The sequence below is a fragment of the Nocardioides sp. genome, from assembly GCF_030655615.1.
GTDB lineage: Bacteria > Actinomycetota > Actinomycetes > Propionibacteriales > Nocardioidaceae > Nocardioides.
This window is the reverse complement of sequence record NZ_JAURVJ010000032.1, coordinates 1-11,325: the sequence shown is the minus strand read 5'-3', so window position 1 is coordinate 11,325 and position 11,325 is coordinate 1. Positions and strand designations below refer to the sequence as shown.

Below are 11,325 nucleotides of genomic sequence, written 5' to 3'. Positions count from 1 at the left end.
CGGCTGAGGTGCGAGCGCAGCGAGCCTCGAAGTCAGCGCAGCAGGTGGCGGATCGCGGCGGCGTGCGCCTGGTCGCGGGTACGCCGACCGTGGTCGGCGTCGACGAACGCCGAGCCGACGAAGAGCGTGAGGACGAGCAGGCTGCGGCCCTCGACGTCGGCCGGGCCCTGGCAGAACTCCGCGAACAGCGGGCGCAGGAAGGCCATCCGCCGGTCGTCGACCCGGCGGACGCGCGCCGCGACCTGGTCGTCGCGCCGGCCCCAGTCGCGCACGGCGAGCTCGACCTGGAAGAGCCTGCCGCCCGCAGCAGCCAGCGCGAACAGTCGGCGCAGCCGGGTCCGTGCGTCGCCACCGCCCCGGTCGACGGTCTCGATGGCCTCGTCGACGAGACGCTCCTCCCAGGTGTCGAGCAGCGCCTCGAGCAGCGCCTGACGGTCGGCGAAGTGGTGGTAGAAGCCACCCTTGGTGACGCCGAGCTCCTTGGCGAGCGGCTCGACCCGGACGGCGTCCGGGCCACCCGAGGCGAGCAGTCGCAGGCCACCCTCGAGCCAGGTCTCACGCGGAGTTCGGACTGGTGCGGCCACGTCGCATACGCTAGCGTATGGATACGCCACCGTATGGAATGGAGACCGACCATGACGCTTCCTCCCGGACAGTGGGTCGTCGACGGGTTCCCGCGCTTCGGTGCGGCGCTCGACCAGCCGCCCCCGAGGGTGCCGCCGGGCTCGGCCATCGAGGTCGTGGGCCTCGCGGGTGACGAAGGTGCGGTCACGGCAGACGAGCTGGCAGGTCTGCCGCGCGTCGAGCTCGAGGCCGACTTCCACTGCGTCTCGGGCTGGACGGCGCTGGGACTGCGGTGGGAGGGGGTGCGGCTCGCCGACGTGCTCGGGCCGCGGCTCGGGAGCGGGGCCGAGCGGCCGGCGTACGTCGTGCTCGAGGGTCACGACGGCTACCGCGCGGTGCTCGCCCTCGAGGACGCGCTCGGCGAGGACGTGCTGCTCGCCGACCGCCTCGGCGGCGAGCCGCTGACGCCCGAGCACGGCGCGCCGCTGCGGGTGGTGAGCCCGCAGCAGTACGGCTTCGTGAGCGTCAAGCACCTGCGCCGGATCGAGCTGCACGCGACGGAGCCACGGCTGCGCTACCACCCGGTGGCCTCGGTCGACCGCGGGCTGCGCCTGGTCAAGCCGCACCGGCGGGCGCGGGTGTGGCGCGAGGAGCGGCACCGCTACGTGCCGGCGTGGGTCGTGCGCCGGGTCTATCGCCTCGTGGTCCCGCGGCTGGCGCCGCGGGTCGCGCCGGGTCGGGCCGGAGTCGACAGGCTTGGAGCCGACCGCTAGACCGGAGGCATGCAGACACGACACATCGGCAGCCACGAGGTGGGTGCGGTCGGCCTCGGCCTGATGACCTTCGACCAGAGCGGCACCCAGCCGCGCCAGCAGCTCGTCGACACCGTGCGCACCGCGCTCGACGCCGGCGTCACGCTCCTCGACACCGCCGACGCCTACGGGCCCGGCGACGAGAAGGGGGCGGGCGCGCAGGGCGAGAACGAGCGGCTGATCGCCTCGATCCTCGACGAGCTCGGCGTGCGCGGCCAGGTGCTGCTCGCCACCAAGGGCGGCCACGTGCGCACCGACGGCGGCGGCTGGGGTCTCGACAGCTCGGCGACCCACCTGCGCGCGGCCGTCGACGCGAGCCTCGAGCGCCTCGGCGTCGAGCAGCTGGCGCTGTGGCAGCACCACCGGCCCGACCCGTCGGTGTCCTACGACGAGGTGGTCGGGACGCTGCGCGAGATCCACGAGTCCGGCAAGGTCGCGATGGTGGGCCTCTCCAACGCCGACCCCGACCAGATCCGGCTCGCCCACTCGGTGCTCGGCGACGCGCTGGTGAGCGTGCAGAACCAGTACAGCCCGGCCTTCCGCTCCAGCGCCCCCGAGATCGACGTGTGCGAGGAGCTCGGCCTGGCCTTCCTGCCGTGGAGCCCGCTCGGCGGCCTCGGCAGCGCCAAGGACCTCGCCGACGAGCACCCGGCCTTCGCCTCGGTCGCCGAGGCCCACGGCGTCAGCCCCCAGCAGGTCGCCCTCGCCTGGGAGCTCGCCCGCTCGCCCGTCGTCATCCCCATCCCCGGCGCCAAGCGTCCCCAGTCGATCCGCGACTCCGCCGCCGCCGCCGACCTCCGGCTCACCCCTGACGACCTCGCCGCCCTCGACGCCTCCTGACCGCCGACCCGTCGTAGATCTACGACGGGTCAGCGTCGTCTTCAGGTGGGGAGGCGGTCGTCGCGGGCGGTGACGAGGGCGGTCGGGGCGGTGAGGCGCCAGGCCTCGAAGGTGAGCTCGGCGAGCTCGTCGCGCTCGACGCCGTCGAGGTGGACGACGACCCAGCCGAAGGCACCGGCGGTGAACTGGACCTCGAAGACCTCCGGGCGCTCGGCGACCAGGGCGAGCTGCTCGGCCAGGGTCTGCTTGAGGCCGACGGTGCGGGTGGGCTCCCAGAGGTAGCCGAAGGTGTGGCCGCTCACCACGAACTTGGCGTAGCGGCCGTGGTCGGTGCGCACGACCTCCGGCAGCTGGTGCACGAGCTCGAGGTAGTCGGTGATGCGCGTCGGCACGCCGTCATCCTGCCAGCGCGACGCGAGCCCGCTCGGGCCGCGGGTGGAGACTGAGGCCATGACCTCGTTGCTCACGTCCCGCCCGGTCAAGACCTGGCTGACCGACATGGACGGCGTCCTCGTGCACGAGGAGGTGCCGATCCCGGGGGCGACCGACTTCATCCGGGCGCTCAAGGAGTCGGGCTGCCGGTTCCTGGTGCTGACCAACAACTCGATCTACACCCCGCGCGACCTGCGCGCGCGGCTGCTGGGCAGCGGGATCGACGTGCCCGAGGACGCCATCTGGACCTCGGCCCTGGCGACGGCTCAGTTCCTGGCCGACCAGCGGCCCTACGGGACGGCGTACGTCGTGGGCGAGGCGGGGCTGACGACCGCGCTGCACGACATCGGCTACGTGATGACCGACCGCGACCCCGACTACGTGGTGCTCGGCGAGACGCGCACCTACTCGTTCGAGGCGATCACCAAGGCGATCCGGCTCGTGGCGGCGGGGGCGCGGTTCATCGCGACCAACCCCGACCCCAGCGGCCCCAGCCAGCAGGGCCTGCTGCCCGCGACCGGCTCGGTGGCGGCGCTGATCAGCACGGCGACCGGGCGGACGCCCTACTTCATCGGCAAGCCCAACCCGCTGATGATGCGCAGCGCGCTCAACCGGATCGACGGGCACTCCGAGTCGACGGTGATGGTCGGCGACCGGATGGACACCGACATCATCAGCGGCCTCGAGGCCGGGCTGCGGACCGTCCTCGTCACGACGGGTTCGACGCGGCCGGAGCAGGTGGAGACGTTCCCCTACCGGCCGACGGAGATCGTCGACTCGATCGCCGACCTGGTGTCGCTGGTCGTCCCACCCGCGGACTGACGCCGGAAGGGGCGCGCCGGGCGGCAGGTGGCAGCCTGTCCCCATGGACGTCGACCGGGTCAGAGCATCGTTCCCCGCGCTGGCCTCGGGCCTGGCGCGCTTCGACGGACCGGGCGGCTCGCTCGTGCCCGACGAGGTCGCCCGGACCGTGGCCGCCGCGATGACGTCGGGCATGTGCCAGCGGGGGACCGTGACCGAGCCCGAGCGGCTGGCCGAGGCGACCACGACCGAGGCGCGCGCGGCGGTCGGACGGTTCCTCGGCGCGGACCCGCGCGGGGTCGTGTTCGGCCGGTCGATGACGGCGCTCGCCTTCGACCTGGCACGGACGCTGGCCCGGTCGTGGGGCCCGGGCGACGAGGTCGTCGTGACCCGGCTCGACCACGACGCCGACATCCGGCCCTGGGTCGTCGCGGCCGAGCGCGCCGGCGCGACCGTCCGCTGGCTCGGCTTCGACCCGGTGACCACCGAGCTCGACGACGTCTCGACGGTGCTGTCGCCCCGCACCAGCCTGGTGGCGGTCACCGCGGCCTCCAACCTCTTCGGCACCCGGCCGCCCGTGCGGGCGATCGCCGACGCCGCCCATGCGGTCGGGGCACTGGTGCACGTCGACGCGGTCCACCTGGCCGCCCACGCCCCCGTGTCGATCACCGAGCTGGGCGCGGACTTCCTGTCGTGCTCGCCGTACAAGTTCTTCGGGCCGCACCTCGGCGTCCTCGCCGCCGACCCCGCGCTCCTCGAGACGCTCCACCCGGACAAGCTGCTGCCGTCGACCGAGGTCGTGCCCGAGCGGTTCGAGCTCGGCACGCTGCCCTACGAGCAGCTCGCCGGCGTGACCGCGGCGCTGGCCTTCATCGACGACATCGGCGGGATGGCCGAGGTCGAGGCCTACGAGGACGGGCTGCTCGAGCGGCTGCTCACCGGCCTCGGTCGGCTGCCGCACGTGCGCGTGCACGGCTCGCCCGCCCGTCGTACGCCGACCGTGCTGCTGCAGGTCGACGGGTTCGCGGGCGAGCAGGTCCGGATCGCTCTCGCCGAGCGCGGCGTGCTGGCCCCGGCCGGCAGCTTCTACGCCCTCGAGGCCTCGCGTCACGCCGGGCTGGGTGACGCGGGCGGCGTGCGGGTGGGGCTGTCGCCGTACTCCACCGGCGCCGAGGTCGACCGGCTCCTCGACGGGCTGGCGGCGCTCGGGTCGTCGGCCTGAGCTGGCGGTCGGCCGGCCGGGGACTCCGACACCCCCCGGGGGTATCCCCATCCTCAGTCGACGGCGCGGCGGTCGTGGTCGAGGCGGACGGCCTCGAAGTGACGTGACAGCACCGCGACGAGCAGCATGACCGCGACGTAGCCCAGGACGGGGTAGGCGTAGGGGCCGGCGGCGAAGGCCACGAAGACGACCCCGAGCAGGGCCGGCACCTGCAGCGTGACGGCGGTCGGCCGGTGCCAGAGGCCGCACAGCACGGCGGAGCTGGCGCCGACGACCGCGATGGTGCTCGCCGTCAGCAGGACGTCGGCCTGGGTGACGGTGGCGATGCCGACGAGCAGCGCGCCCAGGCCCGCCAGGCCGACGACGAACACGACCCCGATGTCGAGGGAGGTCGCGGGAGCGCCGGCGTCGTCGGGCATGGCGGAAGCGTAGGGCGCGTCAGGTCAGGCGGGCGAGGGTCAGCCCGAAGTCGCCGTCGGGGTCGGTGAAGAGCCGGACCGTCTCGAAGCCGGCCGCGTCGAGCTCGGCGCGGATGCCGTCGGGACGGAACTTGGTCGAGATCTCGACGTGGATCTCGTCGCCGACGTGGAGGTCGAGCTCGAGGCCGGCGCCCGGGACGCGGACGTGCTGGGGCGACTCGGCGCGGAGGCGGAGGTCCATCCGCTCCATGTGACCGTCCCAGAACGGCACGTAGGAGAACGCGCCGAGGTCGAAGTCGGCTCCGAGCTGGCGGTTGAGGACGGCCAGGCTGTTGCGCACGAAGCGGTCGGTCACGCCGCCCTCGTCGTGGTAGGCCGCGACCAGCCGGTCGACCGGCTTGACCAGGTCGGTGCCGAGCAGCAGCCAGTCGCCCGGCTCGAGCGAGTCGGCCAGCGCGCCGAGGAACGCGCCGCGCTCCTCGACGTAGAGGTTGCCGATGGTGCCGCCGAGGAACGCCACCATCCGACGCCCGCCCGGCTCGTTGGCCGGGAGGTGCGACAGGTGCAAGGTGAAGTCGCCGACGACCGCCTCGACCGCGAGGCCGGGGTAGCGCTCGCTGAGCATCGCCCCGGCGTCGCGCAGGGTCTGCTCGGAGACGTCGACCGGCACGAACCGGCGCAGCCGTCCGGCGGCGGCGAACGCGTCGAGCAGGGTGCGGGTCTTGTCGCTGGTGCCGGAGCCGAGCTCGACCACCGTCGTCGCGTCGCTGGCGGCGACGACGTCGGCGGCGTGGTCGAGCAGGATGCGGCGCTCGGCCTCGGTCGGGTAGTAGGCCGGCAGCCGGGTGATCTCGTCGAAGAGGCGGGACCCCTCGTCGTCGTAGAGCCACTTGGGTGGCAGGCGGAGCGGGTGGGACCCGAGCCCGCGGCGTACGTCGTCGACCAGCGAGCCGGACGCCCAGTCGCTGTCGACGAGCACCGAGACCTTCAGCTCCGTCATGCGCCCACCGCCGGCGCGCCGCCGTCGGCGAGGCGCAGCCCGGAGACCGCCCACCGCGAGGCGTGCGGGAAGAAGTTGCGGTAGGTGGTGCGGGCGTGGCCGGGCGAGGTGAGCGCGCAGCCGCCGCGCAGCACCATCTGGTTGGACATGAACTTGCCGTTGTACTCCCCGATCGCGCCCTCGGCCGGGTGGAAGCCGGGGTAGGGGTGGTAGGCGGAGGAGGTCCACTCCCAGCAGTCGCCGTGGACCTGGCGGAGCCCGCCGGTGGCCGGGCCGGCCGCACGCGGGTGGAAGACGTCGCCCGACGACGGCTCCTGGCCAGGGCCGGTGGAGGCGACGGCGTGCTCCCACTCGGCCTCGGTCGGCAGTCGCTTGCCGGCCCAGGTCGCGTAGGCCTCGGCCTCGTAGAAGCTGACGTGGCAGACCGGGGCGCCGGGGTCGACCGGCCAGGTGCCGTGGAGCGTGTGCTCGAACCAGACCCCGTCGTGCTGGGTCCAGTAGAGCGGGGAGTCCCAGCCCTCGGCGTTGACGCGGCCCCAGCCGTCGGAGAGCCACAGCTCGTGGCGCCGGTAGCCGCCGTCGGCCATGAAGGCCTGCCACTCGGCGTTGGTGACCAGCCGGTCGGCGAGCCGGTAGGGCTCGAGCCACTGCCGGTGGCGGGGGAGCTCGTTGTCGAAGTGGAACCCCTGGGTGGTCGGGTCGTGGCCGACCTCGACCAGGCCGCCCTCGACCTCGACCCAGCCGAGGTCGTCGGGCTCGCTGGGGTCGGTGTAGGTGGCCGGGGCGCCGACGTAGACCGGCTGGAGCGGGTTGCGCGAGAGGACGTGCTTGATGTCCATCAGCAGCAGCTCCTGGTGCTGCTGCTCGTGGTGGAAGCCGAGCTCGATCGTCGCGGAGAGCTTGTCGAGGGTGCCGCCGTCGAGGCGGGTGACGAGGTCACGGACGCGGTCGTCGACGTTGGCGCGGTAGTCACCGACCTCGTGGACGCCGGGCCGGGTGATGAGACCACGGTCGGGGCGGGAGAAGCGCGGACCGAGCGTCTCGTAGTAGCTGTTGAACAAGAACCAGTACTGGTCCTGGAAGGGGGCGAAGCCGGCCTCGTGGTCGGCCAGCAGGAAGGTCTCGAAGAACCAGGTGACGTGGGCGCGGTGCCACTTCGTCGGCGACACGTCAGCCATGGACTGGACGGTCTGGTCCTCGGGGGAGAGGGGCGCAGCCAGCCTCTCGGTGTGCGCACGGACCTCGTCGTAGCGCTGCACGAGCGCGATCGGGTCCCAGTCGGTCGGCCAGTCGGCCGGGGTCTGCGTGGTGGTGGTCATCCCACGAGTGAACACGACGCCACCGACAAGGTCGACACCCTGAGACGTCACGTCACCGTCTCGTCACACGAACGTGAGCCCCTCGCCACGGTAGGTCGGCACCACGTCCACCACCTCGTCACCCGCCACGAGGTGGAAGTCGGCGACCCGCTCACCGAGCTCCCCGGCCTTGGCGTGGCGGAACCAGACGCGGTCGCCGATCGCCAGGTCGTCGGCGGCGGCACCGCGCAGGGGCGTCTGCACCTCGCCCGCACCCTCGGCGCCGAGCAACCCCAGCCCCACCGGGTACGTCGGCACGGGCAGCCGGTCCGGCCCGGCGGGACCCGACGCGATCCAGCCCCCGCCGGCCACGGTGACCAGCCCGGGTCCCGGGCGCCGCGTGACCGCCAGCGCGAAGAGCGCGGCGGGGGCCGGGGTGAACGAGTCGTAGCCGTCGAAGAGCGCCGGCGCGAGCAGCCCCGAGCCGGCCGCGACCTCGGTCACCGAGGGGTCGGCGACGGTCGTCTCGATCGAGCCGGTGCCGCCGCCGTTGACGAGCTCGAGGTCGGCGACCTCGCGGACCGCCGCCACCACCGCGCCGCGGCGCTCGGTCAGCTCGGCGACCGAGGCGCGCTTGAGGCGTCGTACGGCCAGGCCCCGGAGGGTGCTGGCGACCCCGCCGGCGGGCCGGTCCTGCAGCCCCGCCACCTGGCCCTCGTAAGCCATGACGCCGACGAGCGTGAAGACCGGGTCGGCCGCGACCGCCCGCGCCAGCGCCACCGCCTCGCCCACGGAGTGCACCGGTGAGCGCCGCGGCCCGAGGTGCACCCGGCCGTCGAGGTAGCGGAGCGAGGCGTCCAGGTCGAGGCAGATCCGGATCGGCTGCTCGACCTGCGCGACGGTCGCGCGCACCAGGTCGAGCGACTCCACCGAGTCGACCATCAGCGTCACACGCTCGAGCAGCACGGGGTCGGCGGCCAGCCGGCGCAGGGCGGCCCGCTCGGCGGTGGGGTAGCCCACCACGACGTCCTCCACGTCCATCCCGTCGGCCAGCCAGAGCGCCTCGGCGAGCGTGAAGGCGAGCACGCCGGCGTAGCCCTCCTGGTCGAGGACCCGCTGCAGCAGCGCCCGGCAGCGCACCGACTTGCTGGCCACCCGGATCGGCGTGCCGCCCGCGCGGCGGGCGAGGTCGGCGGCGTTGGCGTCGAACGCATCGAGGTCGACCACCGCCAGCGGCGCGTCGAGGTGCTGTGTCGCGTGCTCGAGACGGGCATGCTGGCTGACCATGAGTGCGAGTCAAGCCAGCCCCACCGACTGGCGCAACTGGGCGGGCAACCAGAGCGCCGACGGCATCGAGGTCGTGACGCCCTCCACCGCCGACGAGGTCGCGCCCCTCCTGGCCGGCGCCGGCGCCCGCGGACGGCGGGTCCGCCCGATCGGCAGCAGCCACTCCTTCACCGCCATCGGCCGCCCCGAGCACGTCCAGCTCCGCCTCGACCGCCTCGACCGCGTGCTCCACGCCGACACCGCCACCGGGCTGGTCACCGTCGAGGCCGGCATCCGCCTCAGCGCGCTCAACCGGGCTCTCGACGCCCTCGGCCTGGCGATGACCAACCTCGGCGACATCGACGAGCAGACCCTCGCCGGGGCCATCTCGACCGGCACCCACGGGACCGGCGCGCGGTTCGGCGGCCTCGCGACCCAGGTCCGCGCCCTCGTGCTCGCGCTCCCCGACGGATCGACCCTCACCTGCTCGCCCGAGGAGAACCCCGAGGTCTTCGCCGTCGCCCGGGTCGGCCTCGGCGCGCTCGGCGTCGTCACCGCGGTCACCCTGCAGACCGAGCCGGCCTTCGGACTCCACGCGCGGGAGGGGAGCAGCACGCTCGACGAGGTGCTCGAGCGGTTCGACGAGGACGCGGCGACGACCGACCACGTCGAGTTCTACTGGTTCCCGCACACCCGCCGGGTCCTCACCAAGCACAACACCCGCGTCGGGCTCGACGACCTCGCCCCGCTCTCGCGCCGCCGCGCCTGGTGGGACGACGACTTCCTCAGCAACACGGTCTTCGGCGGCCTCGTCGGCGCCGGGCGTCGCGTGCCTGCGCTGGTCCGGCCCCTGGCGCGCGTCTCGGCGTCGGCGCTCGGCGACCGCGCGTTCAGCGACGTCTCCCACCGCGTCCTCACCTCGCCGCGGCGGGTGCGCTTCGAGGAGATGGAGTACGCCGTCCCGCGCGAGCACGGGCTCGACGTCGTCCGCGAGCTCGTGCGGGCCGTCGAGCGCAGCCGCTGGGGGATCGCCGTACCCGTCGAGGTGCGGGTCGCGGCCGCCGACGACATCGCGCTCTCGACCGCCGAGGGCCGCGACACCCTCTACGTCGCCGTCCACACCGCCCCCGGCAGTCCCGACCGGGCGGCGTACTTCGCCACGCTCGAGGCCATCGCCGGCGACGTCGGCGGCCGGCCCCACTGGGGCAAGCTGCACGGTCTCGACGCGGCCGACCTGCGCGAGCGCTACCCGCGCTTCGAGGAGCTGCGCGCCCTGCGCGACCGGCTCGACCCGCAGCGGGTGCTCGGCAACGACCACCTCGCGCACGTGCTGGGACCGTGACGGTTGGACCGTGACCAGGGAGGGGTGGGCGTCGTTGGTCCAGAGACCCGTTCTCTGGAGGACCGATGAACCGCTTCACCCGTCTGCTCGCCAGCGGCACCACCGCCGCCCTCGCCGCCGCGCTCCTGCTGGCGCCGAGCCCCGGTGAGGCCGCGCCGGCGAAGCGGAAGACGACCTTCACCGCGGCCTCGCGCGCGACGATCACGCCCGGGGTGATGGCCTACACCGCCGGCGCGCAGTGCACCGCCAACTTCGTGTTCACCGACGCCGTCGGCGGGGTCTACGTCGGCTACGCCGCCCACTGCGCCGGCAAGGGCGAGGCCACCGACACCAACGGCTGCGGCACGGCGTCGCTCCCGCTCGGCACGAAGGTCGACTTCGTCCGGGGCGGCAGCCTCGTCAGCGGCGGGACCCGCCTCGGCGGCGGCCGCCTCGCCTACTCCTCGTGGCTGACCGAGAAGAAGATCGGCATCACCGACCCCACCACCTGCGCCTACAACGACTTCGCGCTGGTCAAGGTCGACCCCAAGGACGTCAAGAAGGTCAACCCGTCGGTGCCGTTCTGGGGCGGGCCGAGCGGCCTCGACACCAACGGGCTGCGCCTGGGCGACCAGGTCTGGAGCTATGGCAACTCCAGCCTGCGCGCCGGGCTGACCGTCCTGTCGCCCAAGCTCGGCGCAGGGCTCGGCGACGCCGCCTCCGACCGCGGCTGGTCGCACCCGCTCTACACCGTCACCCCCGGCATCCCCGGAGACTCGGGCTCCGGCTTCATGACCGCCGGCGGCAAGGCGGTCGGCACCCTGTCGACCGTCGCCCTCGCGCCCCTCCCGGCCTCCAACAACCTCGGCGACCTGGCCAAGGAGCTCGCCTTCGCCCAGAAGCACTCCGGGATCAAGGGCCTCCAGCTGACCCGCGGCACGGTGGCGTTCAACGGCCGCCTCTGAGCGGCCGACGGGCCGTCGTACGGCGGTCCCCGGGCGGTCCTCCGACGATCGATCAGGCGGGGATGGCCCGTCCGGGCCCCCCTCGCTGCCCTTCCGGACCTGGTGCGGACGAGAACGATTCCTCAAGATTGACTGAACGCCCGCTGAATGTTCAGCACGATGATGGACTTTGGCAGAACCGGTCAGACGCGGGTGGTCTAATGGGACCGCTCCCGGGGCACGGGTCACCGGAGCATCGCGACGCTGGACCCCACAGCGGCGGCCGCACACGATCACGAGGACAGACGACCATGGCACGCAGCACGACGCGCTTGAAGCGAGTCGCGACCGTGGTCCCCCTCGCGCTCGTCTCGGCGGCCTGGACGACGCACCTGGCCGGCGCCGG

General features: G+C 73.7%; 12 protein-coding genes. 6 read left to right on the top strand and 6 right to left on the bottom strand.

The features are described 5' to 3' along the window. Positions 1–32: 32 nt before the first annotated feature. Entirely contained in the window at positions 33–584 is a 552-nt protein-coding gene (locus Q7T52_RS03025; RefSeq protein ID WP_304799274.1) for a TetR/AcrR family transcriptional regulator, read from the bottom strand. 51 nt (positions 585–635) lie between these two features. Between Q7T52_RS03025 and Q7T52_RS03020 the strand changes: the two genes are divergently transcribed. Both Q7T52_RS03020 and Q7T52_RS03015 read left to right on the top strand, forming a co-directional pair. Then, positions 636–1,337 (top strand): molybdopterin-dependent oxidoreductase, encoded by a 702-nt coding sequence (locus Q7T52_RS03020; protein WP_304799273.1) that lies wholly within the window; start codon positions 636–638, stop codon positions 1,335–1,337. 9 nt (positions 1,338–1,346) lie between these two features. Further along, the gene (locus Q7T52_RS03015; protein ID WP_304799271.1) at positions 1,347–2,216 is read left to right on the top strand and encodes an aldo/keto reductase; all 870 of its coding nucleotides are present in this window, start codon (positions 1,347–1,349) and stop codon (positions 2,214–2,216) included. A 41-nt stretch (positions 2,217–2,257) separates the two neighbouring features. On the opposite strand, the gene Q7T52_RS03010 is transcribed toward Q7T52_RS03015, so the two are convergent. After that, positions 2,258–2,608 (bottom strand): MmcQ/YjbR family DNA-binding protein, encoded by a 351-nt coding sequence (locus Q7T52_RS03010; RefSeq protein ID WP_304799270.1) that lies wholly within the window; start codon positions 2,606–2,608, stop codon positions 2,258–2,260. Positions 2,609–2,666: 58 nt separating this feature from the next. Between Q7T52_RS03010 and Q7T52_RS03005 the strand changes: the two genes are divergently transcribed. After that, positions 2,667–3,470, top strand: coding sequence for an HAD-IIA family hydrolase (locus Q7T52_RS03005; RefSeq protein ID WP_304799269.1), 804 nt, complete (start codon positions 2,667–2,669; stop codon positions 3,468–3,470). Positions 3,471–3,513: 43 nt separating this feature from the next. Continuing rightward, the gene (locus Q7T52_RS03000; protein ID WP_304799268.1) at positions 3,514–4,671 is read left to right on the top strand and encodes a cysteine desulfurase-like protein; all 1,158 of its coding nucleotides are present in this window, start codon (positions 3,514–3,516) and stop codon (positions 4,669–4,671) included. A 53-nt stretch (positions 4,672–4,724) separates the two neighbouring features. Here the strand turns inward: Q7T52_RS03000 and Q7T52_RS02995 are convergent, their stop codons facing one another. From Q7T52_RS02995 to Q7T52_RS02980, 4 genes are all read right to left on the bottom strand, one after another. Then, a complete protein-coding gene (locus Q7T52_RS02995; RefSeq protein WP_304799267.1) occupies positions 4,725–5,090 on the bottom strand; it encodes a hypothetical protein in 366 nt (121 codons plus the stop codon). 19 nt (positions 5,091–5,109) lie between these two features. Then, positions 5,110–6,090 carry an L-histidine N(alpha)-methyltransferase gene (gene egtD, locus Q7T52_RS02990; protein WP_304799266.1) on the bottom strand — a complete coding sequence of 327 codons (981 nt, stop codon included), beginning with the start codon at positions 6,088–6,090 and terminating at the stop codon, positions 5,110–5,112. Continuing rightward, positions 6,087–7,409 (bottom strand): ergothioneine biosynthesis protein EgtB, encoded by a 1,323-nt coding sequence (gene egtB, locus Q7T52_RS02985; RefSeq protein WP_304799265.1) that lies wholly within the window; start codon positions 7,407–7,409, stop codon positions 6,087–6,089. Before egtB ends, egtD begins: the two co-directional genes overlap by 4 nt. 63 nt (positions 7,410–7,472) lie before the next feature. Then, positions 7,473–8,675, bottom strand: coding sequence for an amino acid deaminase/aldolase (locus tag Q7T52_RS02980; RefSeq protein ID WP_304799264.1), 1,203 nt, complete (start codon positions 8,673–8,675; stop codon positions 7,473–7,475). On the opposite strand from Q7T52_RS02980, the gene Q7T52_RS02975 reads away from it, so the two are divergent. Then, positions 8,674–9,996 (top strand): D-arabinono-1,4-lactone oxidase, encoded by a 1,323-nt coding sequence (locus tag Q7T52_RS02975; protein ID WP_304799263.1) that lies wholly within the window; start codon positions 8,674–8,676, stop codon positions 9,994–9,996. The genes Q7T52_RS02980 and Q7T52_RS02975 overlap by 2 nt on opposite strands. A 65-nt stretch (positions 9,997–10,061) precedes the next feature. After that, positions 10,062–10,940: a hypothetical protein gene (locus Q7T52_RS02970; RefSeq protein WP_304799262.1), complete on the top strand. Its 879-nt coding sequence runs from the start codon at positions 10,062–10,064 to the stop codon at positions 10,938–10,940. Positions 10,941–11,325: the final 385 nt, after the last annotated feature.